The organism is Actinomadura rubteroloni (assembly GCF_002911665.1).
Lineage (GTDB): Bacteria > Actinomycetota > Actinomycetes > Streptosporangiales > Streptosporangiaceae > Spirillospora > Spirillospora rubteroloni.
Map to the genome: position 1 here is coordinate 2438997 of NZ_MTBP01000001.1, position 26983 is coordinate 2465979.

24 protein-coding genes, 1 tRNA gene and 1 CRISPR repeat array (1 of these 26 running past the window's edge) are annotated in these 26983 nt (G+C 71.3%); of the genes, 18 read left to right on the forward strand and 7 right to left on the reverse strand.

Going from position 1 to position 26983, the window contains the following annotated elements; translation table 11 throughout:
• Positions 1-12: 12 nt before the first annotated feature.
• Positions 13-996 (reverse strand): LLM class flavin-dependent oxidoreductase, encoded by a 984-nt coding sequence (locus tag BTM25_RS10865; RefSeq protein ID WP_103562548.1) that lies wholly within the window; start codon positions 994-996, stop codon positions 13-15.
• Between the two features lie 60 nt (positions 997-1056).
• Between BTM25_RS10865 and BTM25_RS10870 the strand changes: the two genes are divergently transcribed.
• Positions 1057-3387, forward strand: coding sequence for an ATP-binding cassette domain-containing protein (locus tag BTM25_RS10870; RefSeq protein WP_103562549.1), 2331 nt, complete (start codon positions 1057-1059; stop codon positions 3385-3387).
• Positions 3388-3705: 318 nt separating this feature from the next.
• On the opposite strand, the gene BTM25_RS10875 is transcribed toward BTM25_RS10870, so the two are convergent.
• Positions 3706-4257, reverse strand: a complete 552-nt coding sequence (locus BTM25_RS10875; protein ID WP_103562889.1) for a TetR/AcrR family transcriptional regulator — start codon at positions 4255-4257, stop codon at positions 3706-3708.
• Positions 4258-4372: 115 nt separating this feature from the next.
• Between BTM25_RS10875 and BTM25_RS10880 the strand changes: the two genes are divergently transcribed.
• Positions 4373-5518, forward strand: a complete 1146-nt coding sequence (locus tag BTM25_RS10880) for an FAD-dependent oxidoreductase (protein WP_103562550.1) — start codon at positions 4373-4375, stop codon at positions 5516-5518.
• Between the two features lie 7 nt (positions 5519-5525).
• Here BTM25_RS10880 and BTM25_RS10885 read toward each other — a convergent pair whose 3' ends face one another.
• A complete protein-coding gene (locus BTM25_RS10885; protein ID WP_103562551.1) occupies positions 5526-6200 on the reverse strand; it encodes a hypothetical protein in 675 nt (224 codons plus the stop codon).
• 99 nt (positions 6201-6299) lie between these two features.
• A tRNA-Pro gene (locus BTM25_RS10890) sits at positions 6300-6376 on the reverse strand.
• Positions 6377-6517: 141 nt separating this feature from the next.
• Between BTM25_RS10890 and BTM25_RS10895 the strand changes: the two genes are divergently transcribed.
• On the forward strand, positions 6518-7771 hold the full coding sequence (locus tag BTM25_RS10895) for an MFS transporter (protein ID WP_235828337.1): 1254 nt from the start codon (positions 6518-6520) through the stop codon (positions 7769-7771).
• A 34-nt stretch (positions 7772-7805) separates the two neighbouring features.
• On the forward strand, positions 7806-8129 hold the full coding sequence (locus BTM25_RS10900) for a DUF3140 domain-containing protein (RefSeq protein WP_103562552.1): 324 nt from the start codon (positions 7806-7808) through the stop codon (positions 8127-8129).
• A gap of 4 nt (positions 8130-8133) precedes the next feature.
• Here the strand turns inward: BTM25_RS10900 and BTM25_RS10905 are convergent, their stop codons facing one another.
• Positions 8134-8430, reverse strand: coding sequence for a YiaA/YiaB family inner membrane protein (locus BTM25_RS10905; protein ID WP_103562553.1), 297 nt, complete (start codon positions 8428-8430; stop codon positions 8134-8136).
• A 108-nt stretch (positions 8431-8538) separates the two neighbouring features.
• Here BTM25_RS10905 and BTM25_RS10910 point away from each other — a divergent pair, with 108 nt between their 5' ends.
• Positions 8539-9762 (forward strand): MFS transporter, encoded by a 1224-nt coding sequence (locus BTM25_RS10910; protein ID WP_205648025.1) that lies wholly within the window; start codon positions 8539-8541, stop codon positions 9760-9762.
• 56 nt (positions 9763-9818) lie between these two features.
• Positions 9819-9986, forward strand: a complete 168-nt coding sequence (locus tag BTM25_RS29615; RefSeq protein WP_168212077.1) for a hypothetical protein — start codon at positions 9819-9821, stop codon at positions 9984-9986.
• A 33-nt stretch (positions 9987-10019) separates the two neighbouring features.
• Here the strand turns inward: BTM25_RS29615 and BTM25_RS10915 are convergent, their stop codons facing one another.
• Positions 10020-10718, reverse strand: a complete 699-nt coding sequence (locus BTM25_RS10915) for an SDR family NAD(P)-dependent oxidoreductase (RefSeq protein ID WP_103562892.1) — start codon at positions 10716-10718, stop codon at positions 10020-10022.
• A gap of 88 nt (positions 10719-10806) precedes the next feature.
• Here BTM25_RS10915 and BTM25_RS10920 point away from each other — a divergent pair, with 88 nt between their 5' ends.
• Positions 10807-11646 carry a helix-turn-helix transcriptional regulator gene (locus tag BTM25_RS10920; RefSeq protein WP_103562554.1) on the forward strand — a complete coding sequence of 280 codons (840 nt, stop codon included), beginning with the start codon at positions 10807-10809 and terminating at the stop codon, positions 11644-11646.
• Here the strand turns inward: BTM25_RS10920 and BTM25_RS10925 are convergent.
• Entirely contained in the window at positions 11634-12221 is a 588-nt protein-coding gene (locus tag BTM25_RS10925) for a DUF6221 family protein (RefSeq protein WP_103562555.1), read from the reverse strand. The two genes, BTM25_RS10920 and BTM25_RS10925, sit on opposite strands and share 13 nt — an antisense overlap.
• Before the next feature lie 160 nt (positions 12222-12381).
• Here BTM25_RS10925 and BTM25_RS10930 point away from each other — a divergent pair, with 160 nt between their 5' ends.
• From BTM25_RS10930 to cas2, 11 genes are all read left to right on the forward strand, one after another.
• Positions 12382-13602, forward strand: a complete 1221-nt coding sequence (locus BTM25_RS10930) for an acyl-CoA dehydrogenase family protein (RefSeq protein ID WP_103562556.1) — start codon at positions 12382-12384, stop codon at positions 13600-13602.
• 83 nt (positions 13603-13685) lie between these two features.
• On the forward strand, positions 13686-15278 hold the full coding sequence (locus BTM25_RS10935) for a carboxylesterase/lipase family protein (protein WP_103562557.1): 1593 nt from the start codon (positions 13686-13688) through the stop codon (positions 15276-15278).
• Entirely contained in the window at positions 15275-16465 is a 1191-nt protein-coding gene (locus BTM25_RS10940) for a sensor histidine kinase (RefSeq protein ID WP_103562893.1), read from the forward strand. Before BTM25_RS10935 ends, BTM25_RS10940 begins: the two co-directional genes overlap by 4 nt.
• A complete protein-coding gene (locus BTM25_RS10945; RefSeq protein ID WP_103562558.1) occupies positions 16462-17115 on the forward strand; it encodes a response regulator transcription factor in 654 nt (217 codons plus the stop codon). The genes BTM25_RS10940 and BTM25_RS10945 overlap by 4 nt, the downstream gene beginning before the upstream one ends.
• A gap of 214 nt (positions 17116-17329) precedes the next feature.
• Positions 17330-19540, forward strand: a complete 2211-nt coding sequence (gene cas3, locus BTM25_RS10950) for a CRISPR-associated helicase Cas3' (RefSeq protein WP_168212078.1) — start codon at positions 17330-17332, stop codon at positions 19538-19540.
• A gap of 632 nt (positions 19541-20172) precedes the next feature.
• Positions 20173-20877, forward strand: coding sequence for a type I-C CRISPR-associated protein Cas5c (gene cas5c, locus BTM25_RS10955; protein WP_103562559.1), 705 nt, complete (start codon positions 20173-20175; stop codon positions 20875-20877).
• A gap of 4 nt (positions 20878-20881) precedes the next feature.
• Positions 20882-22606: a type I-C CRISPR-associated protein Cas8c/Csd1 gene (gene cas8c / locus BTM25_RS10960; RefSeq protein ID WP_103562560.1), complete on the forward strand. Its 1725-nt coding sequence runs from the start codon at positions 20882-20884 to the stop codon at positions 22604-22606.
• A 24-nt stretch (positions 22607-22630) separates the two neighbouring features.
• Entirely contained in the window at positions 22631-23503 is an 873-nt protein-coding gene (gene cas7c / locus BTM25_RS10965; protein WP_103562561.1) for a type I-C CRISPR-associated protein Cas7/Csd2, read from the forward strand.
• Between the two features lie 5 nt (positions 23504-23508).
• A complete protein-coding gene (gene cas4, locus BTM25_RS10970; RefSeq protein ID WP_103562562.1) occupies positions 23509-24147 on the forward strand; it encodes a CRISPR-associated protein Cas4 in 639 nt (212 codons plus the stop codon).
• On the forward strand, positions 24095-25165 hold the full coding sequence (cas1c, locus tag BTM25_RS10975) for a type I-C CRISPR-associated endonuclease Cas1c (RefSeq protein ID WP_235828338.1): 1071 nt from the start codon (positions 24095-24097) through the stop codon (positions 25163-25165). Before cas4 ends, cas1c begins: the two co-directional genes overlap by 53 nt.
• Positions 25165-25455 (forward strand): CRISPR-associated endonuclease Cas2, encoded by a 291-nt coding sequence (cas2, locus tag BTM25_RS10980; RefSeq protein ID WP_103562564.1) that lies wholly within the window; start codon positions 25165-25167, stop codon positions 25453-25455. Before cas1c ends, cas2 begins: the two co-directional genes overlap by 1 nt.
• 130 nt (positions 25456-25585) lie before the next feature.
• Positions 25586-26983: direct repeats of the CRISPR family, unit length 37 nt; unit sequence GTGGCGCCCGCCTTCACCGGCGAGCGAGGATCGCAAC; it runs 762 nt beyond the window's last position.

Consider the following 26983-nt stretch of genomic DNA (forward strand, 5'->3'; position numbering starts at 1 on the left):
CGCCCGCGCCCGTCATCGGGCGAGGTCGTAGGGATCGGCGAGCAGTTCGTAGGACCGCACCCGGTCCTCGTGGTGGTACACCGACGTCACGACCATGACCTCGTCCACGCCGGTGCGTTCCAGCAGCGCGTCCAGCTCCGCCCGGACGGTCGCGGGGCTCCCGATGACCTGGTCGGCGAGCCGGTCCTTGACCATCTGGGCCTCGACCGGCGAGAACACCTGGGCCGCGGCGTCCTCCGGCGTCGGCAGCGGCCCGGGCAGCCCCTGCCGCAGCCGCAAGAACTGAAGCGCCTGCGGACGGGACATCTCCCGCGCCTTCTCGTCCGTCTCGGCGGCCATGACGGACACGCCGATCATCGAGTACGGCTCGCTCAGCACCGACGACGGACGGAACGACTCCCGGTACAAAGCGAGAGCGGGCAGGGTGTTCCGCGCCATGAAATGGTGCGCGAACGCGAACGGCAGCCCGAGCAGCCCGGCGAGCCGCGCGCTGTACCCGCTGGATCCGAGCAGCCACACCGGGGGCCCGTTCCCCGCCGCCGGGGTGATCACGCTCTTGTCGTCGAAGTAGCCGTTCAGCTCGGCGACCTGCTCGGGGAAGTCGTCCGCCGACAGGGCCTCGGGGGAGCGGCGCAGCGCCCGCGCGGTGGCCTGGTCGGTGCCGGGCGCGCGGCCGAGGCCGAGGTCGATGCGGCCGGGATAGAGCGCTTCGAGCGTCCCGAACTGCTCGGCGACGACCATCGGCGCGTGGTTGGGCAGCATGATCCCGCCCGACCCGATCCGCATCCGCTCCGTCGCCGCCGCGACCTGGCCGATGAGGACGGCCGTCGCGGAGCTGGCGATGCCGGGCATCGCGTGGTGCTCGGCGAGCCAGTACCGGTGGTAGCCGAGGGCCTCGGTGCGCCGGGCGAGGTCCAGCGTGTTGCGCAGCGCCTGCCCGGACGTGGAGCCGGACGCCACGGGAGCGAGGTCGAGGACGGAGAAGGGAACGGTCATGTTCTCTGCAACCCGTGCGTCCGCGCGGGTCTTCCCGCCGTCCGGGGTACGGTCCCGATCATGGAGGACGGGTTCGTCCGGGTCCGGGACGCGCGGGAGCACAACCTGCGGAACGTGGACGTCGCCGTGCCGCGCGACGCGCTCGTGGCGTTCACCGGCGTGTCCGGGTCGGGCAAGTCGTCGCTGGCGTTCGGGACGATCTACGCCGAGGCGCAGCGCCGCTACCTGGAGTCGGTCGCGCCGTACGCGCGGCGGCTCCTGGACCAGGCCGGGACGCCCGCCGTCGGCGACGTGACCGGGCTGCCCCCGGCGGTCGCGCTCGGCCAGCGGCGGTCGGTGCCGTCGTCGCGGTCGTCGGTCGGGACGGTCACCGCGCTGTCCAACTCGCTGCGGATGCTGATGTCGCGCGCGGGCGACTACCCGCCGGGCGCCGAGACGCTGTACTCCGACGCGTTCTCGCCCAACACGATCGTCGGGGCGTGCCCGCGCTGCGACGGGCTCGGCGAGGTGCACGAGGTCACCGAGGAGTCGCTCGTCCCGGATCCGTCGCTGAGCATCCGGGATGGCGCGATCGCGTCCTGGCCCGGCGCATGGCAGGGCAAGAACCTCCGGGACGTCCTCGCGGCGCTCGGGTACGACATCGACCGGCCGTGGCGGGACCTGCCGCAGGACGAGCGGGACTGGATCCTGTTCACCGAGGACCAGCCCGTCGTGACCGTCCATCCCGAGCGCGAGGCGCACCGGATCCAGCGGCCGTACCAGGGGACGTACTCGTCGGCGCGGCGGCTCGTGCTGCGCGCGTACTCCGAGTCGCGCAGCGAGGCGCGGCGCGCGAAGGCGGCGTCGTTCCTCGCCGCGCGCGTCTGCCCGCTGTGCGGCGGGCGGCGGCTGCGCCTGGACGCGCTCGCCGTGACGTTCGCCGGCCGCTCGATCGCCGAGCTGGCCGCGCTGCCGCTGACGGAGCTGGCCGATCTGCTGCGTCCGCACACCGGGGGCGACGAGCCGGCCGGGGTCCTGACGCGTGATCTGGTGGCGCGGATCGCGGTGCTGACCGAACTCGGCCTCGGCTACCTCAGCGTGGACCGGACGAGCCCGACGCTGTCGGCGGGGGAACTGCAACGGCTGCGGCTCGCGACGCAACTGCGGTCGGGCCTGTTCGGCGTGGTGTACGTGCTGGACGAGCCGTCCGCCGGGCTGCACCCCGCCGACACCGAGGCGCTGACCGGGGTGCTCGGGCGGCTGCGCGCGGCCGGGAACAGCGTGTTCTTCGTGGAGCACGACCTGGACGTCGTGCGCCGCGCCGACTGGATCGTGGACGTCGGGCCGGGCGCCGGGGCGGCGGGCGGGCGCGTCCTCTACAGCGGGCCGGTGGACGGCCTCGGCAAGGCGGCCGAGTCCGTGACCCGCCGCTATCTGTTCGGTGAGGTAGAACGACCGGTCCGGACACCGCGCGAGCCGTCCGGGTGGCTGCGGCTGCGCGACGTCGCCCGCCACAACCTGCGCGGACTCGACGTGGACGTCCCGCTCGGCGTGTTCACCGCGATCACGGGCGTGTCCGGGTCGGGGAAGTCCACGCTGCTGGACGTGCTCGCGGAGACGCCGGAGTTCGAGCGGATCGTCCGGGTCGACCAGAAACCCATCGGCCGCACCCCGCGCTCCAACCTCGCGACCTACACCGGCCTGTTCGACGCCGTGCGCCGCGTGTTCGCCGCCACCGACGCGGCGAAGGCGCGCGGCTACGACGCCGGACGGTTCTCCTTCAACGTGGAAGGCGGGCGTTGCCCCCACTGCCAGGGCGAGGGATACGTATCGGTGGAGCTGCTGTTCCTGCCGTCCACCTACGCGCCGTGCCCGGTGTGCCACGGCGCCCGCTACAACCCCGAGACACTGGACGTCCGGTGGAACGGCCTGGACATCGCGCAAGTCCTCGGCCTGACTGTGGACGACGCGGCGACCGTCCTCGCCGAGATCCCCGCCGCCGCCCGCGCGCTGCGGACGCTGCGCGGCGTCGGCCTCGGCTACCTGCGGCTCGGCCAGCCCGCGACCGAACTGTCCGGCGGCGAGGCGCAGCGGATCAAGCTGGCCGCCGAACTGCGCCGCGCCCGCCGCCGCGACACCCTCTACCTGCTGGACGAGCCGACGACCGGCCTGCACCCCGCCGACGCCGACCTGCTCATGGCGCGCCTGCACGCGCTGGTCGACGGCGGCGCGACGGTCGTGGCGGCCGAGCACGCGATGGACGCGGTGGCCGCCGCCGACTTCGTCCTTGACCTCGGACCGGGCGGCGGGGACGACGGCGGCCGGATCGTCGCGGCCGGCACCCCGGCACAGGTCGCCGCGTCCCCGGAAAGCCGCACGGCGCCCTATCTGCGCCCCCGGCTGGTCGGCTAGGCCCGCCGCGTCGAGCAGCACCGCGACGACCTCCCGCGCGGTGGACACCGGGGCGACGGCCGTCGCGGCGCCGGGCGGGTGCGGAACGCCGAGCAGCGCGGCGGGCCGTGCGGCCGGCGTGCGGGAACCGGGCGCGAGTGCCTCGCCACCAGGCCCGCTCGGATTGAGCCGGCCAGGCGCAGCGCGGCGTGCGGGAACCGGGCGCGAGTGGCTCGCCACCGGGCCCGCTCGGATCGAGCCGGCCAGGCGCAGCGCGGCGTGCGGGAACCGGGCGTCGGGTGGCGGGCGCCGGGTGCGGTGGCCTGGTGCGCGGGTCGGTCAGAGTGGGCCGGTGAGGTAGCGCTGGAAGGTCGGGGCTAGCCAGGCCACGGCGTCGTCGCGGCTGAGCGCTACGACCGGCGGCAGCCGCAGGACGTGGCGGCAGAGGGCGAAGCCGAGGGCCTGTGACGCGGCCATTCCCGCGCGCGGGGCGGCGGTGGACGGGTCGCCGGTGACGGCCGCGACGGCCGGGACGAGCTGGGCCGCGAGGACGCCCCGGACGCGTTCGGCGACGTCCTCGTCCGTCGTGGCGGTGCGGAGCAGGATGCGCAGGTTCTCGTCGTCGTCCCACAGGTCCAGCAGGTGGCCCGCGAGGACGCGGCCGATGTCGGCGCGCGGCGCGGCGGCGAGGTCGGGCAGCCGCAGGTCCAGGTCGGCGGCGGCGGCGAAGAGGCCCTGCTTGCTGCCGAAGTAGCGCATGACCATCGACGGGTCGATGCGCGCGTCGGCGGCGATGGCGCGGATCGTCGCGCGGTCGTAGCCGTCGGCGGCGAAGCGGCTGCGCGCGGCGGCGAGGATCACGCCCCGGGTCTCCTCGGATGTCCTTCTCATGCGCCGCATCGTAGGCCAACATCCGTTGGCCAACAAGTGTTGACATTGCGGTCGGCGCCGCTCCATGCTGTTGGCCAACGGCCGTTGGCCAACAAACGTTGACATGGAGGACGCCATGACCGAGCAGACCGGGATCCTCATCGTCGGAGCCGGCCCCACCGGGCTCACCGCCGCCGTCGCGCTCACCCTCGCCGGACACGACGTCACCGTCGTGGACGCCGCCGCCGAGGGCGCCAACACCTCCCGCGCCGCCGTCGTCCACGCGCGCAGCCTGGAGGTCCTCCAGCCGCTCGGCGTCACCGGGGAACTCGTCGCGCGGGGCATCGAGGCGGGCCGGTTCACCGTCCGCGACCGGGACCGGGTCCTCGTGCCCGTCCCGTTCGACGGGCTGCCGACCGCCCACCCGTACACGCTGATGCTGTCGCAGGCCGAGACCGAGGCCGTCCTGCTGCGCCGCTTCACCGACCTCGGCGGACGCGTGCTGCGGCCCGTCCGGCTCACCGCGCTCACCGAGGACGCCGCCGGGATCACCGCCGAGTTCGAGAGCCGCGAACCGATCCGCGCGCAGTACGTCGTCGGCGCCGACGGGATGCACAGCACGGTCCGCGAGCAGGCCGGGATCGGGTTCGGCGGCGGCGACTACGCCGAGTCGTTCGTGCTCGCCGACGTCCGGCTGCGCGGCGGCGCGCTGCCCGCCGACGAGGTCGTCCTCTACTTCGCCACCGCCGGGATGGTCGTCGTCGCGCCGCTGCCCGGCGGCACCCACCGCGTCGTCGCCACCGTGGACGCCGCGCCCGAGCACCCGGACGCCGCGTTCGTCCAGGCCCTGCTGGACGAGCGGGGCCCGCGCCGCGTCCGCGCCGTCGTCGAGGACGTCGTGTGGAGCTCGCGGTTCCGCGTCCACCACCGCGTCGCCGACCGGTACCGCAGCGGGCGGATCCTGCTCGCGGGCGACGCCGCGCACGTCCACAGCCCGGCGGGCGGGCAGGGCATGAACACCGGCATCCAGGACGCCGTGGCGCTCGCGGACGCGCTGCACACCGCGCTGACCAGCGGCGATGACGCGCCGCTGGACGCCTACGCCGCAGCGCGCCGTCCGGTCGCCGAGCAGGTCGTCGGGCTGGCGGACCGGCTGACCAGGCTCGCGACCGTCGGGCCGCGCGTCCGGCCCGTCCGCAACCTGCTGCTCCGGGCCGCCGGGCACGTGCCCGCCGTCCGGCGCGGGCTGGCCCTGCGCCTGTCGGGGCTGGTGTACCGGTGACGGACGCTCAGCGCGCCGCGACGCGATCGGCCCCGCCGGTCGCGTCGGCGTGGTGCCGGGTGCCGGGGAACACCGCGCGCCACGCGCCGTCCGCCGCGCCGGGCACGCGCACCGCGAAGCCCCCGTTCCGCGCGGTGACGGCCGTGTCGCGGACGGTCCACGGTTTCGTCCCGTCCGGGCGCGACTCGATCTGAACGCGCGCCCCGCCGTAGGGGACGTACCGGTTCGCCCACGGGTCCAGCCGCGTCAGCCGTCCGGCGACCTCGGCGCCCGTGCCGCGCGCCCGGACGCCGAACCCCGTGATCCGGGTGTCCCGCTTGATCTCGAAGCTCGCCGCCGCCTCCCGCCGCACCGGCGCCGACGTGCCGCAGACGCTGCCGCTGACCGCGACCGTCCACCGGCCGCGCGTCTCGATGCCGTCGAAGGCGAAGGACGCGGTCGCACGGCCATCGATCCGTTCCCCGGACGACACATAGTCATAGCCGTGGCCTTCGGCGGCCTCGACTTCGATGAGCGTTTCGTCCATGCACGTCCCGAAATCGACCGCGACCGTCACCGGGGCGCTCGTGCCGGGCACCAGCCGCACCACGGGCGGACCCACCGTGACCACCGGATCCTTCGGGGCGGCGCCCGCCGTCGCCGTGACCGCCAGCGCGGCCCCCGCCGCCAGGACCGTCCGCACCGCTTCCTCCCCGAGCCGCGGAAACCGTCGGGGACCACGATCGGGGGCGGGGACGCCCGGGCCCCGCGCGGCACGCCGCCCGTGACCGGGGCTTTCCTTTGGTCGGGCTGGGGAGATTTGAACTCCCGGCCTCCGCGACCCAAACGCGGCGCGCTGCCAAGCTGCGCTACAGCCCGTCGACGAACCCGGACGCCACGGCGCCCGGAACGCTGCCGAGCCTACCAGGGAAGGCGTCCGGCGACCCCGGCCTAAGCCGCGCTTTGGGCGCTCCCGGCACGGTGGCGTCCGACGGACCCGAGGGCGAGAGGAGCGTGCCGGTGGACGAGCCGCGCGGCGGCGGACGGGCGGTGCTCGTCCTGCTCATGGTCTTCATGGCCGTCAACTTCGCCGACAAGGCGGTCCTCGGGCTGGTCGCCGACCCGATCCGCGACGACCTGCACCTGTCGGCGACCCGGTTCGGGACGATGGCGGGCGCCTTCTACCTGCTGTTCAGCCTCTCCTCGCTCGGCGTCGGGTTCCTCGGCGACCGGCTGCGCGCACGTCCGCTGCTGGCCGCGCTGGTCGTGGTGTGGTCCGCCGCGCAACTCGCCGTCCTCGCGCCCGCCGCCGGGTTCGGGCTGCTGCTGGCGACCCGCGTCGTGCTCGGCGCGGGCGAGGGCCCGGCGTTCCCGCTGGCCAACCACACCGTCTTCACCTGGTACCCGGTCGAGCGCCGGTCGCTGCCGTCCGCGCTGGTCTCGGTCGGCGGCGCGGCGGGCGCGATCCTCGGCGGGCCGCTGATCCTCGCCGTCACCGGGGCGCTCGGCTGGCGCGCGGCGTTCGGCGTGCTCGGCCTCGCGGGCGTCCTGTGGCTGCCGCTGTGGCTGCGGCGCGGCGCCGAGGGGCCCTACAGTGCCCGCGAGGAGCCGGAAGCGTCCCCGCGCGTCCCGTACCGCCGCGTCCTGCTGACCGGGACGTGGCTCGGCGGGACGTTCGCGTCGTTCACCGTCATGTGGTCGCTGGCGCTCGGGCTCACCTGGATCCCCACCTACCTCAAGGACGACGCCGGGTTCGGCGACGCGGCGGTCAGCGGCGTGATCGGGCTGCCGAGCGTGACCGGGATCGTGTTCGTCCTCGCGACCGGAACGCTCGCGCAGCGGCTCATCCGGCGCGGCGTCTCGCACCGCGCGGCGCAGGGCCTGCTCGGCGGGGCGGTCGCGGCCGTCGCCGGGGTCTGCATGCTCGGCATGACGCGGGTCGGGCCGGTCGCGCTGATGCTGCCGCTGCTGGCCGTCGCGTTCTCGGCGGGCAACGCGCAGGCGCCGCTGACGAACGCCGCGATCGCCCGCGTGTGCCCGCCGGGGCAGCGGGGCGCGGCGCTCGGCGCGTCCTACGCGGTCGCGGCGGCGGCCAGCGTCCTCGCGCCCGCCGTGACGGGCCGGATCGTGGACACGTCGGGTTTCTCACGGGCCTTCGACCTCGCGGCCGTGTTGCTGCTGGCGGGCGGGGCGGTGGCGGCGCTGACCGTCCGGCCCGAGCGGGACGCGGTCGCGCCGGCCGTCCCCGCCGCGCCCGAACCCGCCGCCGCATGACTATCGGTGCAGGTCATCGGGTATCGCGAGGCCCATGGACCAACGCACGGTGACGGACGAGTTCGGCAAGGCCGTCAATATGACGCCCAAAGAACTGGAACGGTGGCTCGACAGCGGCGAATCCCGGGCCGTCGGGCAGAAGGACGGCGGCGGCGAGTCGGTCGGGCACGCGTCCGGCCGCCGCATCATCGACCTGCTGCGCAAGCGGAAGGCCGAGCGCACCGACGACGACTACGCGCACATGAACAAGGTCGTCGGGTACGTGCACCGGCACCTCGCGCAGCGGCCGTCCGGGGACGTCCGGGACACCCGCTGGCGCTACTCGCTGATGAACTGGGGCCACGACCCGCTGAAGTGAGCCGTCACAGTTTCGGCGTCGCGAAGACGTCGTGCTCGGCGAGCAGCTTGTCCAGCCGCGCCTGGTCGACGCGGCTGCTGAGCGCCAGGCCCTCCTGCTTGTCGCGGACGCACTTGGCGAGCGTGAACGTCGAGGTGATCACGTAGAGGAGGCCGATCGCGAGGAACGCCCGCACCCAGCCGTTGACGGGCAGGTAGACGATTCCGGCGGCGACGGACACGGCGGACACGAGAAACGAGATCGCCGCCTGGACGAGGAACGCGGTGGTGTTGGCCGGCTTGACCGGCGCTGAGTTCGCCATGTCGCCGAGTGTCGCGGATCGGGGCTTTCCGGTCGTGAGTACGCGTGCTCAATTCACCTACTCAAAATCCGGTTGCGGTCGCGGGCCGGTGTTCGGCAGGGTCGGCGGGTGCTGAGGACGAATCCGGGCTTCCGGCTGTTGTGGTGCGCCAGGACGTGCTCGTTCCTCGGCGACGCGCTGAGTCTCGTCGCGCTTTTGCTTTTCGTCGCGTCAGGCACCGGGCGGGCGCTGTCGGTCGCGCTGCTGCTGCTCGCCGCCGAGCTGGCGCCCGCGCTGCTCGGGCCGCTGGCCGGGGTCGTCAGCGACCGTTTCGACCTGCGGAAGGTCATGGTCGGCTGCGAGCTGGCGCAGGGCGCCGTGATGCTCGTCGTGGCTCTGTGGCTGCCGCCGCTGGCGGTGCTGCTGCCGCTCGTCGCGGTGCGGGCGCTCGCGGGGCAGGTGTTCCAGCCCGCGTCCCGGGCCATGGTTCCCGCCCTGGTGGACGACCGGGACCTCGAACGCGCCAACTCCCTGGTGGGGCTCGGCACGAACGCCGGCGAGACGCTCGGACCCCTGGTCGCCGCCGGTCTGCTGCCGCTGCTCGGCATCCGGGGCGTGCTGCTGCTCGACGTCGCGACGTTCCTGGTCTCGGCCGTGCTGCTGGCCTTCCTTCCCGCCGCGCCCCGTGAGCGGCTGCCGGACGCTAACCCGTTCCGCGCGGCGCGTGCGGGGCTCGGGCACGTCCGGGCGAGCCCGCTCCTGCGCGCGGTCGTGCTCGGTTTCGTGCTGGTCGTGCTGTTCAACGGCATCGACGACGTCGCGCTCGTCTTCCTGGTGAAGGACGACCTGCACGGCGGCGACGCGGTGGTGGCCGTCGTGCTGTCCGCCGTCGGGATCGGGCTGTTCGTCGGATACGCGGTGGTCGCGCGTGTCTCGGCGGGGGCCGCGCTGCTCGCCTTCGGGTTCGCGGTGAGCAGCCTCGGGAACCTGCTGACGGGCTTCGCGTGGGCGGCCGGGGCGGTGTTCGCCGCGCAGGCCGCCCGGGGCGCGGGCCTCGCGGGCATGGACGTCGCGGCGAACACCCTGATCCAGCGGACCGTCCCGGCCGACCGCCTCGGCCGCGTCTTCGGCACGTTCCACGGCGGGATCAGCGCGGCCGCCGCGCTCTCCTACATCGGCGGCGGCCTGCTGCTGGACGCGACGTCCCCGCGCGTCGCGTTCGTCGTGGCGGGCGCGGGCGGCCTTGCCGTCACGGCGGCGACGTGGGCCGCGCTCCGGCGAGCCCGGCGCCGGGACGGAACGCGTCCCGGTCGTCCGGGGGACGCCGAGCACGAACGACCGCGCGGAGCCTGATCGGCTTGTCGTCCAGCGCGGGTTGCCGGGACGCCGGGCGAACGACCGCGCGGAGCTTGATCGGCCTGTCGTCCAGCGCGGGTTGCTGGGACACGCCGGGCACGAACGACGTCGCGGAGCCGACGTCCTGCCGATCGTGCGCGCAGGGCGGCGAGCGCCGCGCCGCGCTGGTCCTCGGCGTCCGCGCACGTGCCCCGCAGCAGGCCGGGGACGTCGCGCGCTGACCCGTGGGCGTGGGCTCGTCCGGGCGACCGGGTCTACCAGGGCAGCGTCCCGTTGGCGTCGAAGAAGCCGCCGGTGGGGCCGTCGCGACCGATCGACGCCATTCGGACGATGATCTCGGCCCCCTCTTCGACGCTCTGGTGCCCCTGGTTCCCGTTGAGGTCCGTGCTGGTGTAGCCCGGTTCGACCGCGTTGATCCGGAACTCGGGGAACGCCTTGGCGTACTGGACGGTGACCATGTTCAGTGCCGTCTTCGACGCCGGGTACGCGACGCCCGGATACGCGTGCGCCGGGTGGCCGGGCGTGGTGACGCTGGTCAGCGACGCGAGGCCGCTGCTGACGTTGACCACGACCGGCGCCGCCGACCGCCGCAGCAGCGGCAGGAACGCGTGGAGGACGCGGACGGGGCCGAACACGTTGGTCTCGAAGGTGTCGCGCATGATGTCGGCGGTCAGGCCGGGCGCGCCGATGATGCCGTCCTCGGTCATCTCCCACTGGGCGCCCGCGTTGTTGACCAGGACGTCCAGGTCGCCCACGGCCGCCGCCGCGGCCTGGACGGACGCGTCGTCGGTCACGTCGATCCGGATCGGGCGGGCGCCGATCCGCTCGGCCGCGCGCCGCCCGCGCTCGGCGTCCCGGCTGCCGAGCAGGACGCTGTGCCCGGCCGCCACGAGCCGCCGCGCGGTCTCGAAGCCGAGGCCCTTGTTCGCTCCGGTGATCAGTGTCGTCGTCATGTCCACCAGCATCCGGTACATCGTTCCGGTTAGCCTGGCCCTGGCGGTACCAGGACGTTTCCGCCTGTGAGCGGGCACAGTGGAAGTCATGACGGGAACCGATTTCGGGCAGGCGGTACGACGCTGGCGGGACCGGACGACGCCGTCCGCGTCCGGCCTGCCCGCCGGCGGACGCCGCCGCGCGCCCGGCCTGCGCCGCGAGGAACTCGCCCTGCTGGCCGGGATCTCGGTGGACTACCTGACCCGGCTGGAACAGGGCCGCGCCGCCCGTCCGTCCGAGCAGGTGGTGGCGGCGCTCGGCCGCGCGCTGCGGCTGACCGACGAGGAGCGCACGCATCTCTACCGCCTCGCCAGGCTCGCCCCGCCCGGCGAGGGGACGGTGCCCGTCCACATCACGCCGGGCGTCCACCGGATGCTGGACCGGCTCGCCGGGACGCCCGTCGCCGTGTCCGACGCGGCGGGGAACCTGCTGCTGGCCAACCCGCCGCACGTCGCGCTGATGGGGGAGCGGCGCGGCCGGGAGCGCAACGCGGTCTGGCGGACGTTCCTCGGCGCGGTCGGCCGCGTCCACTACACGCCGGACGCGCGCCGCGCGCTGGAGGCCGCCCAGGTCTCCGCGCTGCGGACGGCGACGCTCCGCTACCCGGCGGACCGGCGGCTGCGCCGTCTCGTCGCCGACCTGCACGCGGGCAGCGCGCGGTTCGCCGAGCTGTGGGACGCGGGGACCGTCGGACGGTACGCGGTGTCGCAGAAGACCGTGCACCATCCGCTGGCCGGCGCGATCACGCTGGACTGCGACATGCTGCACGTCGAGAACGGCGACCTGAACGTGATCGTCTACACCGCCGAGCCGGGCACCGAGGACGCCGAACGCCTCGCGCTCCTCGGCGTCCTCGGCACGCAGGACCTCGCCGGTCAGGACGCGTAGGTTCCGAGGAGCAGCTCGCGGAGCGCGGGATCGGCCCGCGCGAGGATTCCCTCACGGGCGGCGATGTCGCGCAGGACGCGTCCCGGGGCGTGCTGGACGATTCCCCGGCCGACCTCGGGATAGACGGCGCAGCCGAACACACTCCGCCCGTCGCCGTCGAGAACGAGCCCTTGACCGTCCTGAACCTCGATTTCCTTCCAAAGGAAATCAGCGCCGCTCACGCATTCGGCTTCTTCCGCTACCGAGCGTTCTTCGTCCCAGCGCTCGCGAAGAAATCGCACGGCATCATCATCGGCGGTGATCTGACGCTGCGGAGGCCGCCACGAAGGCCGGTACCCGGGCTCGTCGGCATATCTGAAGGCGAGAAGCCGAAGGACTTCCCCGTTCGCCCGCGCCCGGACGGCCTGTCGCGTCCGATGCCACGCCGCGCCGAGCCGCGCGCACATCCTGAGGTGGCGTTCCAGCGCGTCCGGGACGGGATCGGCGTCGGCGAGGAGGTCGTCCAGGTCGTCTTCGGAGAACCGGGCATCGCGCGCCAGCAACGGATCCAGGAATCGCTCCACGACGCGGGTCATGGGCAGAGTTTGTCAGCCCCGAGTGGATCACGGGACCGGAGTTGCGCGTCCGCGGCACAGCCGCCCCGAGCGCTTTCCGGGATCCTTGGGCGGTCAGACATGGTGCCGGTCCGCCGCCGGTCGGGGCGGCGGACCCCATGCCGTCGGGGAAGGTCGCCGAATGACGAACACCGGTTACTCGCTGGATTTGAGCGAGGACGTCCGCGAGGTCAAGCAGTGGGTGCACGAGTTCGCGCGGGACGTCATCCGCCCGGCCGCCCACGAATGGGACGAACGCGAAGAGACGCCCTGGCCGATCATCCAGGAGGCCGCCAAAATCGGCATCTACTCCCTGGACTTCTTCGCCACCCAATGGCTGGAGCCGTCAGGCCTCGGCATCCCGGTGGCCTTCGAGGAACTCTTCTGGGGCGACGCCGGCATCGGCCTGGCGATCGTGGGAACGGGTCTGGCCGCCGCCTCCGTCGCGGCGGTGGGCACGCACGAGCAGATCGCCGAATGGGTCCCGCTGATGTTCGGGACGGCCGACGACGTGAAACTGGGCGCCTTCTGCGCGTCCGAACCCGACGCGGGCTCCGACGTGGGATCGATCCGCACGAGAGCCGTCTACGACGAGTCCAACGACGAGTGGGTTCTGAACGGCACCAAAACGTGGGCCACGAACGGCGGCATAGCCGACGTCCATGTGGTGGTCGCCTCCGTCCATCCCGACCTGGGCAGCCGAGGCCAGGCCAGCTTCATCATCCCGCCCGGAACCCCCGGCCTGGAACAAGGCCAGAAGTTCAAGAAGCACGGCATCCGGGCGTCCCACACGGCCGAAGTCATCCTGGACGACGTGCGCATCCCCGCCCGCCTCATCGTGGGCGGCAAGGACAAGTTCGACGAGCGCATCGCCCGCGTCCGCGAAGGCAAACGCGGCCGAGGCCAAGCGGCGATGCGCACCTTCGAGTCGACCCGTCCCAGCGTGGGCGCCGAGGCCCTCGGCGTGGCGCGAGCGGCCTACGAGTACGCGCTGGAATACGCCCAGCAACGCGAGCAGTTCGGCCGCAAAATAGGCGACTTCCAAGCCGTGGCCTTCAAACTGGCCGACATGAGAATGCAGATCGACGCGGCACGCCTGATGGTCCACCGGGCCGCCTGGATGGCCCGCAACGGCAAGGACTTCGCTCACGCCGAAGGTTCTCAGGCCAAACTCCTGGCATCCGAAGTGGCCGTCCGAGTGACCGAAGAAGCCATCCAGATTCTGGGCGGCAACGGGTACACCCGCGACTACCCCGTCGAACGCATGCACCGCGACGCCAAGATCTTCACCATTTTCGAGGGCACCAGCGAGATCCAGCGTCTCGTCATAGGCCGGACCATCACCGGCCTGCCCCTCCGCTAGTCGCTCCGGATTGGCCGATCGGCGCGTCGATTGGCCGTTCGGCCAGTGCCTGCGGGAACGGCCGCGCCCGTAGCTTTCCGGGCATGAGCCGACTCACCTGGGCACAGCGCCGTCCGGCGATCGTCCTCGCGACCCTGCCGCTCGCGGGGACGCTCGCCTGCGGCACCGGGACGCCACAAGCCCCGGACGCCGTCGTCCGCACGACGGGCGGACTCGTCCGGGGCGCCGCGAGCGGCGCGGTCCTGCGCTACTACGGCGTCCCGTACGCCGCGCCGCCCACGGGCGCGCGGCGGTGGCGACCGCCCGCGCCGGTCGCGCCGTGGGCGGGCGTGCGCCCGGCGCTCCGGCCGGGCAGGCCGTGCCCGCAGGGGACCGGGGCCGGTGACGCCGAGGACTGCCTGCACCTCGACGTGACCGTCCCCCGGACGCGTCCGGCGCGGGGCGGCAGGCCGGTGCTGGTGTGGTTGCACGGCGACGGCTTCCAGGGCGGCACCGGCAGCGAGATCGACCCGGCGCGGATGGCTGTCCGGGGAGGCGTCGCGGTCGTCTCGGTCGACTTCCGGCTGGGGATCTTCGGCCTGTTCGGCCTCCCCGGACTGCCCGGATCCGGGACGTTCACCCTCCAGGACCAGCAGGCGGCGCTGCGGTGGGTGCGGGCGAACATCGGCGCGTTCGGCGGCGACCCCCGCAACGTCACGCTGTTCGGCCAGTCCGGCGGTGCCGTGGGCGCCTGCGCGCAGCTCACCTCGCCCCCCGCGGCGGGCCTGTTCGACAAGGTGATCCTGCAGAGCGGGTCGTGCGCGGTGCGCTGGCCGGCCGGCGGCATGGGCACGGGCACCCCGGCGGGGTCGTTCTTCCGGCCCGTCGCCGACGTGGCCCGCAGCGGCGGCGCGGCGGCGCGTGCGCTCGGCTGCGCGCCCGCCGACCTGGCGTGCCTGCGCCGGGTGCCGATGACGAAGGTCCTGGCGCACAACGGTGAGTTCACCGCCGCCGCGACCGGCACGCCCACTTTGCCGGAGGAGCCCGCCGCAGCGATCCACGCGGGCCGGTTCCACCCCGTCCCGGCGATCTCCGGCCACACGCGGGACGAGTTGACGTTCCTGGCCGCGCTGATGCGGGTCCAGGGCCTGCCGTTGGGCCGGAGGCGGTATCTCGCGCGGCTCGCCGAAGGATTCGGGACCGGGGGAGCGCGGCGCGTGGCGGCCCTCTACCCGCCGCCCGCGAAGGGCGACGCGTGGGTGCCGCTGTACCGCGCCTACGGTGACCGCATGTTCGTCTGCTCGCAGATCGAGACCGGTGACGCGTTGGCACGCCGCGTCCCCGTCTACAGCTATGAGTTCGCCGACGAGAAGGCGCCGCCCTATTCGCCGACGCCGACGGACTTCCCCGCAGGCGCCACGCACGCCGCCGAGCTGCTCTACCTGTTCGACATCAAGGGCAAGCCCGTCGATTTCGCGGGCCGTCCGCTGACGTACACGCCGGCGCAGCGCGCCCTCGCCACCACGATGATCGACTACTGGACGTCCTTCGCCCGCACCGGACGGCCCGGCGGCGGATGGCGGCGCGGCGGCGGCTCGTCGGAACTCGTCCTCGCCCCGGGCGCGGCGACCGCGACGGTCGACGGCGCGGCGGAGCACCGGTGCGGCTTCTGGCGCACGGTCGCCGACCGGCGATGAGCGCGGGGATCGAACGGTCGTGGCTGCTCCCGGCGGACCTGCGCGACGACGCGCCCGGCCGCCGGACGGTCCGGGACTGGTGCGCGGACCTGTCCCTGGCGCTGCTCTCGCTCTGCGTCGCGGGCGCCGTCCTCGCGGGCGAGCACTTCACCACCGAACGCCCCGCTCCCGCATGGTTCGCGCTGGACGCGGCGGTCGGCGTGCTGGCCCCGGCCGCGCTGCTGCTCCGGCGGCGGTGGCCCCTGGCGGTCGCGCTGGCGCTGGTGGCGGCGTACGCGGTCGCCCGGACGGCGGGAGTCCCGGCGGGCGTCGCGGCGTTCGGCGTCGCGCTGCGCTGCCGCACCCGGACGGCCGTGGCCGTTGCGACCCTGCTGGCCTGCGCGAACGTCCTCGACATCACGGTCCGCCACCCGGGCCTGGCGAGCGGGCCGCTGCTCGCGGCGGCCGTCCTGCTGTGCGCGGCGGGCCTCGCGGCCGGTCTGTTCGCACGCGCCCGGCGCGACCTCGTGGTCTCGCTCCGGGACCGGGCGATCCGCGCGGAGTCCGAGCAGCGGCGGCGGGCCGGGGAGGCGCGCCGCGCCGAACGCGCCCGGCTGGCCCGGGAGATGCACGACGTGCTGGCCCACCGGATCTCGGTGATGAGCGTCCACGCGGGGGCGCTGGCGTTCCGGCCCGGCGCGCCCGCCGACCAGGTCGCCCGCACCGCCGAGATCCTGCGCGCCGCCGCGCACGACGCGCTCGTGGAACTCCGCGAGGTGATCGGCGTCCTGCGCGACGACGGCGCCGGGGAGCCGCCCGGCCCGCCGCCGACGCTCGCCGCCGCCCGCGCGCTGATCGACGACGCGCGCCGCGCCGGCACGTCCGTCCAGGTCGAGAGCTTCCCCGACGAACTGCCCGCCGCCGTGGGACGCGACGTCTGCCGCATCCTCGAGGAGGCCCTGACGAACGCCCGCAAGCACGCGCCGGGCCGTCCGGTCACCGTCGCGGTCGAGCACGCGGACGACGGCGTCCGGATCACCGTCCGCAACCCGCTCCGCGCCGCGCCGGACGACAACCCGATCCCCGGCGGCGGCTTCGGCCTGATCGGCGTCGCCGAGCGGGTCGAACTGGCGGGCGGGCGCCTCGACCACGGACCGCGCCCCGACGGGACCTTCACACTGTCGGCCTGGCTACCCTCGGCACCGTGACCGCGCCGATCCGTGTCGTCATCGCCGACGACGACGCCCTCGTCCGCCTGGGCCTGACGACGATGCTGGACGGCCTCCCCGACATCACGGTCGTCGCCGAGGCCGCGGACGGCGCCGAAGCCGCCGCGCTCGCCGCCGAACACGCCCCCGACGTGATCCTGATGGACCTGCGCATGCCCGTCCTGGACGGCGTAGCCGCCACCGCCGAAATCCGCCGCCGCCCCGCACCCCCGGCAATCATCATGCTGACCACATTCGACGCCGACGAAAACGTCCTAGCCGCCCTACGCGCCGGGGCAGGCGGCTTTATCGTCAAACACACACCGCCCGCAGAAATCGTCACCGCAATCCGCCGCGCCGCGTCCGGCGAACCAGTACTGTCACCGTCCGCGCTACGCAGCCTCATCGACCAGCTCACCGCCCCGTCCCGCCAATCCGAACGCCAACAAGCCCGCGACGCCCTGGACCGCCTCACCGACTCCGAACGGGCCGTAGCCGCGATCGTCGCCCGCGGCCGGACCAACGCCGAAATAGCCGCCGAACTCTATATGAGCATCGCATCCGTGAAACTGCACATAGCCCGGATGCTCACAAAACTCAACGTCGACAACCGCACCCAACTCGCCCTCCTCGTCCACGACGCCCGCTGACGAGAGTCCGGCCATCGGGCCTCGCCGCGCATGGTCCCCTGGACGGATACCGCCGCAGGATTCGTGGTCCGCGGAGACGTCCATGAAGGCGAAAGCGCTTGTCCGCATGTGGACGCTTCGGTCTTCGGTCGGTGCCGTGCACCCCTTCGATGCGAACCTGTTTTCACCGACGGCAACGTAACGCTACGAAGCGTGACCAGACTGGGGGTTACGGGTGGACGACGACATCTGGGCGCACAGTGCGAATGAGACGGGGCGCCGGCACGGGCTCGCCGAGCATCTCCGGGGAACGGCGGATCGAGCGGGGAAGTTCGCCGACGTCTTTCAAGCCCGCGCGGTCGCCGAATACCTCGCGCTCGTCCACGACGTCGGCAAGGCGTCCTGCGCATGGCAGGACGGCCTGCGAAAGGCACAGCAACACGACGGCCCGGTGGGCATCGACCACAAGGGCGCGGGAACCCTGCTCGCCTCAACCCGAGGTCTCGACGTCCTGTCGGCCGTCGTGCTCGGCCACCACGGCGGACTACCGTCCCTCACTTCGCTGAAAGAAGCGCTCCGCCGGGCCACGGGAAGGGAACGCGCGGTGGTTGATGAGGCGATCGAACGCGCGTCGGCGCTCGTCCCCGAGATCGCCTCGTCCCCGGCCCCCGAGTGGCCCGCATGGACCGGGGGCGCGGCATCGGACGATATCGAAATGCTCGTCCGGATGGTCTTCAGCACCGTCGTGGACGCGGACTTCCTCGACACCGAACAGCACTTCGCCGACGGACGTTCCAGACCGCCACACCCGCTCCTGGCGGCGGCCATGGCCGAACGTTTCGAGCAGGGCCGTGCCGCGTTACTGGCGGGCAACGACCCGTCCCCGGTGGACGAGATCCGCCGCGCCGTCTACGAACAGGCCCGCGCCGCAGCGGAGGGCGAACGCGGGATCTACCGTTTCCCCGCTCCGACCGGAGCCGGGAAAACGCTTGCCTCCGGCGGCTTCGCCTTCCACCACGCCCGCGCGCACGGCCTGCGCCGCGTGGTCGTCGCCGTGCCGTTCCTTTCCATCACGGACCAGAACGCGGGCGTGTTCCGCAGGGTTCTCGAACGGGACGGCGAGCAGCCGGTCGTCCTGGAACACCACAGCGGCGTAGAGATCGACGCTCCGGGAGGGCGAGGGGACCTCCGAGCGCCGACACTTCCCTGGCAGAAGCTGGCGGCCGAGAACTGGGACTCCCCGTTCGTCGTGACGACCACGGTGCGTTTGTTCGAGTCGCTCTTCGGCCGACGTCCCTCGGCGATGCGCCGCCTGCACCGGCTGGCGGGCTCGGTGATCGTCCTGGACGAGGTCCAAGCCCTTCCGGACGCGATGCTGATCCCGATCCTGTCCGCACTGCGGAGCCTCACGGACCACTTCGGCGCGTCCGTCCTCCTGGCGTCCGCAACGCAGCCGACGTTCTGGAAGCTCAGCCCGTTCAAGGACGTTCCCTTGCGCGACGTCATCGCCGAACCCGAGCGCCTCTACACCGATCTGCGCCGCGTCGAGTACCAGTGGCGCGTAGACCCACAGCCCACCGCCGAAGAAATCGCGGCCGAGATCGCCCAAGAGCGCCAAGTCCTCGCCATCGTCAACACCACCCGCAAGGCCCAAGAACTCCATGAACTCGTGACGAGCGAACGCGAGCAGGGCCCGAACAGCGTTTTCCACCTCTCCACACGCATGGTCGCGCTGCACAGGAAACAAGTCCTGCACGACATCAAGGAGAAGCTGCACGACGACGAGCCGGTCGCGGTCGTCTCCACACAGCTCGTAGAAGCCGGAGTCGACCTGGACCTCCCCGTCGTCTATCGCGCGAAAGCGCCCGCCGACTCCCTCCAGCAGGCGGCCGGCCGCTGTAACCGAAGTGGCCGACTCGCCGTGGGCAAAGTCGTCGTGTTCCAGATGAACGACGATGAAAGCGAGACGAAGGTCTACGGACAGGCGGCCTACGCCAGCGACTGCCACATCGGCGAGGACCGAGCCGATCCGGACGACCTGAAGGCGCTCGACTCCTACTACACCGACCGTTTCACGCTGAAGGGCGTCGAAACCACGGGCCGAGAGATCCAGAAGTACCGCGAGAAGTACGACTTCCCCGAAGTAGCCCGCCGGTTCAAGATGATCGAAGAGCACACCGCGCCGGTCGTCGTCCCGTGGGGAGACGAACGCGACCAGGACCGCTGCCTGGCGGCCATCCACGAGATCCGCCGAGGCGTCCCCTACGCGGGCGCCCTGCTCCGAGAACTTCGCCCCTACATGGCGGCGATCCCGCGCGGCACTGCCCGAAAAGCCGTCGACGACGGCCTCGCCGAGCCCGTGATCGGCGACTTGATCCACTGGCTCGGCGACTACCACCCCGAGCGCGGCATCGAACTAGCCGACTCGAACACCTACATTTTTTAGGGCCTGAAGCCACCTGGCTGGGGAGCGTCCAACCCTGCCAGGTGGCACCACTGGCACTGCCTGCGCGAGGAGCTTCGGTTACTCCGTTGCGGAGGGTTCTAGACAGACCGCCTCAGTGACATGTGCCAACGGCCCATGCGGATCCGAAACTCGATCCGCCAGGAACTGCGCCGACTGCAACCATAGCCGCCGTTTTCGGACATTGGGCCATCCTTTCGCATTGGGTATTTCTCCCACGCGCTTGTGGGGCTTAATAATGACGGTAGCACTGGGTAGGCGCAACATAGAGACCAGCCAAGGGAAAAGAACCCTCGCATGCCTGTGGGCGATTTTCTCAAAGTCCGCAAAACTGGCACATAGTTGCGCAATGGCCGCCGTGTATGGTGGTTGTTTACATCGCTCGCGGGCGTTGATCGACTGGCGGTCGGGAGATGTTCAGTGAGTGATGTGGCTTCCGCCCATGCGGGAGAGGGTCGCAACTTTTCGCCCGGTTGACAACATGTGGCGCCGTATGTCCTGATCGGGTTTTCGCAAGTCGAAGTCCCGATCAGGACAAAGCTGGCTAGCATCCACGAACTGCCGTACTTGCCGAGTACCTTGCTGCCTGTCCATCCAGGTAAGGCGGTACGAAAATGACCACGGCAGGTCATCGGGGCGGCCACCACCCGCCGCCCGCGCTGGTCGTTGAAGTCGGCGGTCCGCTGGCATGTTTCACGCGGCCGGAGTACAAGTCCGAGCGCCTGAGTTATCCCGTTATGACGCCCTCGGCGGCGCGCGGGGTACTGGAGGCGATCTTCTGGAAACCGGAATTCGAGTACCAGATCACCCAGATTGACGTGCTGTCCAAGATCAAATGGGCGGCGATCCGTCGCAACGAGGTCGAGTCGATGCTGACCGTCGACTGGGTGCGGAAGGCCATGGCGGACACGTCCGTCCGGTACGACGTCGAGGACGATCGTGATCAGCGGAACATGGTCTGCCTGCGAGACGTGGACTACCGCATCCACGCACAGGTCCGCCTCCGGACGCACGCGACCGAACCCATCGACAAGTACCGCGCCATGTTCAGGCGCCGCATGGATCGCGGCGCCTGCTTCTCGCAGCCGTTCCTCGGAACCCGTGAGTTCTCGGCGAGCTACGTCCGCAAGCTGACGGATCGGCCACCGATCCCGCACACCGAAGACCTCGGCGTCATGCTCCACAGCATCGAGTATGGCGAGCGAGGCGAGACCTACACCTGGTTCCTCGCGGAACTGAAGGACGGCGTGATGCACGTCCCGAAGGAAGGCCGTCGGCTGTCGTCGGCCGAGCCGGCGAGCACGCGGAGGGACGCGTGATCCCGTGCTGCTGAAACATCTGGCCGACCACGCAGAGCAGCGTCCGAAACTGCCTCCGGACTACTACCGGGTCCGTTCGGTGAAGTGGGCGCTGCAACTCGATGGCGACGGCAACCCGATGGCGCAGGGCCTGGCCTCGCTCGCCACCGACGACAACCCGGCGGGATTTCCGATGCCGGCGCCGTACGTCTACCGGTCGGGAATGAAGCCCCCGCCCGCTCTCCTCGTGGACACGCTCCAATACGTGTTCGCCATGCCGAAGGACGACTCGCTGGGAGAAGAAGAGGAGGCGAACCGGCGCAACGATGCTTACGTCGCGTTGTTGCGGCGGTGGCGGGACAGCGCTCCCGACGATCCCCGAGCCGCTGCGGTGGTGTCGTTCTTCGACAGGGCACGCCACCTCAACATCACCCTTCCCGAGGACGCCAAGCACTCTGACACGGTGGCGATCCTGCTCTCCGGAGACAGGGAATACGTCCACATGCGCGAGAGTGCGGTCGAGTGCTGGCGTGCGGTGGTACGGGAGCGCAAGAGCACCGGGAACGCCAAGGGAGTCTGCCTGTCGTGCGGCCAGATCGGTGAGTTGCTCGACACGATTCCCGAACCGATCAAAGGCGGCGCGATCCCGTCCTCGAACGGCCGGACCCGTGACGCCCAACTCGTGTCGATCAACAAGCCCGCACAAGGCCGTGGCGGCACGATCCAACTGGGCAACACGCCGATCTGCGACCGCTGTGGTCGAGCGATGGCCGTGCTCAACTCGCTCCTCGCCGATCCAGAACATCGATTCCGGGGCAGCGACACGGTCACCGTGTGGTGGCTGCGTGACGAGCAGGAACTCCCACTCGGGTCGGCGCTGGATCGCGCCGATCCGGCCGATGTCGACGCCGTCTACAAGGCTGTGGACAAGGCGAACGAAGACATCGACACCGCCGTGGACAACGTCTTCTACGCGGTGACGCTGGGCGCCAACCAGGGCCGCGCGGTCATACGGGACTGGATCGACGTGCCATTGACCGAGGCGTTGCAGCACGTGACCGTCTGGTTCGACGACCATCGCCTCCCCGATCCGTGGAAGGGCAGGGAACGCGTCCTTCCGCTGTGGCAGATCGCTCAATCGTGCGGACGCTGGGACTCCGACAAGAAGCGCTACGTCGACAAGTCAGCACCGGACGCGACCTATTCGGCTTTGCTGCGCTCGGCGCTGACGGGCGTACCCGTCCCGGTCTGGGTTCTGCCCCATCTGCTGCACCGCGTCCGTGCCGATTCCCGCATCGACCTGCCGAGGGTCGCGTTGGTGCAGCTCGTCCTGTCCCGTCCCCCGTTCAAGGAGACCAGGGTGTCCAACGAAGAGAACGTCGCCGTGATCTGGGGCCGCGCGTTCGCCGTCCTGGAGTCGATTCAGCGCAGGGCGATTCCGGACGTCAACACGACGATCGGCGACCGGTACCTCAGCACCGCGATGACGCGACCGCAGGCTACCCTCACGCGCTTGTTCCCGCTCGCGAACGGCCACCTCAAGAAGCTCAAGAACAGCAAGCAGCAGTCGAGCCGAGCTGCTGGATTCGCGCTCGAGGTGAAGCTCAAGGCCCTTCTTGAGCAGCTTCCGGACGGCGGCCCCCCCGAGCGTTTCGAGCTGCGCGACCAAGCCGCCTTCATCATCGGCTACAGCCGGCAGGGGAGCGAGGACATCACCCGCGCCCGCGCCGCCGCCAATTCCGCTGACTGACCCGAGACACGAGGAGATCCGACCATGACGACAGCGCCCCATCTCGACCCCGCTCGCAAGCACGACTTCGTCCTGCTCTTCGACGTGCGCGACGGAAACCCGAACGGCGACCCGGACGCCGGCGGCCTGCCCAGGACCGACCCCGAGACCGGCGAAGGGCTGGTCACGGACGTCGCCGTCAAGCGCAAGATCCGCAACATGATCAGCCTGCTGAAGGAAGGCACACCCGGCTATGACATCTACGTCGAGGCGGGTGTCTCCCTCAACTCCCAGCACGAGCGCGCCTACACGGCGCTGAAGCTCGACGCGAAGAAAAAGAAGGACGCCATCCTCGCGGCGCAGCGGTGGATGTGCGAGACGTTCTTCGACGTCCGGATGTTCGGCGCGGTGATGTCCACCGGTACCCAGCAGGCGGGACGCGTCCAGGGGCCGGTCCAGCTCACCTTCGCGCGGTCGGTCGATCCCGTCTTCCCGGCCGAACACAGCATCACCCGGGTCACGCAGACCAAGACCGAGCACATTGACAAGGGCGAGACGACGGAGATGGGGAACAAGCGCACCATTCCGTACGGCCTCTACGTCGGATACGGTCACTTCAGCGCGCCATTGGCGAAGAAGACCGGCGTCACGTCCGACGACCTGGCGGTCCTGTGGCGGTCGATGCAGTTGATGTTCGAGCACGACCGCGCGTCGAGCCGCGGCGAAATGGCGCTGCGCGGCCTGCACGTCTTCACGCACAGCGACGCGTTCGGCAACGCGCCCGCGCACGAGCTGTTCGAGCTGATGTCGGTCCGCGCGCAGGTGGCAGGCCCGCCGCGCAGTTTCAGCGACTACCAGGTCAAGCTCGATGAGTCCGGGATCCCCGACGGCGTCACTTATACCCGGGTCGTCGGCTGACGCAAATGACGGAAGAGATCCAGGTCCCGCTGTCCGCGCTCGAACATTACGACTACTGCCCGCGTCAGGCCGGCCTCATTCTGCTGGAGAGCAGCTACGCCGACGACGCGAGCACCGTCCGCGGGAACCTGCTCCACCAGCGCGTCCACGAGCCGGGGGAGGAGACCAGGCCGGGAGTGCGCGTTCTTCGTGCGCTCCCGGTCTGGCACGACGAACTCGGCCTGAACGGGGTCTGCGACGCGGTCGAACTGCACGACGACGGAAACGTCGTCCCGATCGAGTACAAGGCCGGTTCGTACGTGAAAGGCGGGCCGGCGGACGTCCAGCTCGCCGCGCAGGCGATCTGCCTGGAAGCGCGGTTCGCGACCCGGATAGCTCAGGGCTACATCTACTCGGGCGCGGATCGGCGCCGCCATGCCGTGCCCGTGGACGACATCCTCCGCCGCCGGGTGGTCGCCATCAGCGAAGAAGTCCGAGCCGTTCTCACCGGCACGGTGCTGCCCGGCCCGGTCGCCGATGCACGATGCCGCCGCTGCTCGATGAACGAACTCTGCATGCCGAAGCTGCTCGCCAACCAGAAACGCTACGCGAATGAACTCGCTCGTCGATTCCGACCCGCAGCCGAAAGTTCCGGGGATGACTGAACTCCTCAACACCCTGTACGTCCAGACGCAGGGCGCGTCGCTGTTCCTCGAGGGCGACAGCATCCGGATCGTCATCCCCGAACACACCGGACGGAACATCGTGCCGCTGCGGCGCATCCAGGAGATCGTCGCGTTCGGGAACGTCAACGTCAGCAACCCGCTCCTGACACGCTGCGCAGCAGACGCACGCTCGGTGACGTGGATGAGCGCAGGAGGCCGCTTCCTCAACCGACTCGACGGCCCGACCCGAGGAAACGTTTTGCTCAGACACGCCCAACACCTCCACCACGCGAACGCCCGCGCCACGCTCGAAACCGCCCGAGGATTCGTCGCCGGAAAGCTGCAGAACAGCCGCCAGATCCTGCTGAAAGGCGCCCGCGACGCACAACGAGGACAGGACGAGATCCGCGCGAAAGCAGAGAACATCGCCGAAGCCATCATCGCGATACCCGAAGCTGGCGATCTCGACGTCCTGCGCGGCATCGAGGGCGAGGCGTCCCGGCGCTACTTCGAGGGCTTCCGCTTCCTGCTGCGCCGCGACCTGGACGTAGGTGCCTTCCCGAGCCGAATCCGCCGCCCCCCGACCGACCCGATCAACGCCCTGCTGTCCTTCTTCTATGGCCTGACAAGGTCGATAGCGCAGGGAGCAGCGGAGCAAGTCGGCCTGGACCCGTACATCGGCTTCCTCCACGGCCTACGCCCGGCCAAACCGGCCCTGGCACTAGACCTCATGGAAGAGCTGCGCGCACCCATCGCGGACCGTCTGGCACTCACCCTGCTCAACCGCCGCCAGCTCACGGCAGAGCACTTCGAGACCCTGCCCGGCGGCGCAGTACAACTCACCGAGCCAGGCAGGACCATCGCCCTGACCGCATGGCGCGAGGCCATGACGAAAGAACGCCCACACCGCCTCCACGGACGAAGGATCCCGACAGCACTCCTTCCAGCTGTCCAGGCACGCATCCTCGCGCGCCACATCCGCGGCGAACTCCCCGACTACATGCCCTGGATGATCTGATGGAACTTCTACTCACCTACGACGTCAGCACCATCGACCCACCCGGAAGAAACCGCCTGCGCCGAGTAGCGAAACTGTGCGAAGGCTACGGAATGCGCGTCCAAAAGTCGGTCTTCGAGATCGTCTGCAGCGACGCCGACCTCCTCGTCCTCCTGGACAAGGTCCAACGGATCATCGACCATGACCAGGACAGCATCCGGATCTACCGCGTTCCCAAGGGCTCTCTCAGAGACGTGAAGACGCTCGGCACGGCCGCACCTCTACCGCACGACGACGCGCTCATCCTGTAGTTCGGAACCCCAAGCGCCCACAGAACCCCCGGCAGGTTCCCAATGAGATTTAGGCGAAAGACGCATACTTCGTCCGATTCAACAAGCCGTACCCGTCAACACACAGCGTAATAACGGCAGGTCAATTGCTGTGGCGCCCGCCTTCACCGGCGAGCGAGGATCGCAACGTGGTGCCGTAGTCGCAGCCCAACCCGATCCACCTGTGGCGCCCGCCTTCACCGGCGAGCGAGGATCGCAACGAGTCGATCCGCGACACGCGCGGCATCCCGTACGAGTGGCGCCCGCCTTCACCGGCGAGCGAGGATCGCAACTTCGAGCCACTGCGCCACGGGCCAGGCGTCCCGGGTCGTGGCGCCCGCCTTCACCGGCGAGCGAGGATCGCAACTCGGTGGACCGCTGGAGCGGCTGCGCGCCGGCGCGGGCGTGGCGCCCGCCTTCACCGGCGAGCGAGGATCGCAACTGGACGACCGACGGCTACCGGGGCCACTACGCCTAGGTGGCGCCCGCCTTCACCGGCGAGCGAGGATCGCAACCGGCTGATCGGGACCTCTTGCACGTGCGAGCCGGTGTGGCGCCCGCCTTCACCGGCGAGCGAGGATCGCAACCTTGTTCTTGTGCTCGCGGAGCCGCCCGTCCTTGCGGTGGCGCCCGCCTTCACCGGCGAGCGAGGATCGCAACTGGTTGAAGTGCGCCCCGAACGCGACCGCGAGCTGCAGTGGCGCCCGCCTTCACCGGCGAGCGAGGATCGCAACTTCGGTCTCATGGGCGACCCCGGCGTCTTGGCGCGTGGCGCCCGCCTTCACCGGCGAGCGAGGATCGCAACCTCGCGCTGGCCGTCGCCGCGACCGGCGAGCGTGTGTGGCGCCCGCCTTCACCGGCGAGCGAGGATCGCAACGCCGCCGCGGGCCCGGCCATGGAGATCCTGCGCCGAGTGGCGCCCGCCTTCACCGGCGAGCGAGGATCGCAACCACGCCCCCGAGGTCAGGCCCGAGCAGTCCAGCCCGTGGCGCCCGCCTTCACCGGCGAGCGAGGATCGCAACGAGCTCATGGGCTCCCCGGAAGCGCTCGCCGCAGCCGTGTGGCGCCCGCCTTCACCGGCGAGCGAGGATCGCAACAGCCTCCACGACAGCAGCCGCGTCATGCTCGCCGTCGTGGCGCCCGCCTTCACCGGCGAGCGAGGATCGCAACGACTGGAACGGCTCTGACTCCATCGGGGCTATCGACCGTGGCGCCCGCCTTCACCGGCGAGCGAGGATCGCAACGTCGTTCACCCTGTGAAGGTTCCGGATCACGTCGTTGTGGCGCCCGCCTTCACCGGCGAGCGAGGATCGCAACTCGGCGATCTCGCGCAGGATACGCGAGCACTCGTAAAGTGGCGCCCGCCTTCACCGGCGAGCGAGGATCGCAACTTGGGTGAGCGGGGGCAGCAGGATGTCGCCGACGAGTGGCGCCCGCCTTCACCGGCGAGCGAGGATCGCAACTACTTCCGGTACCGGTCCGGCCGTGCCCGCCTCGGCAGTGGCGCCCG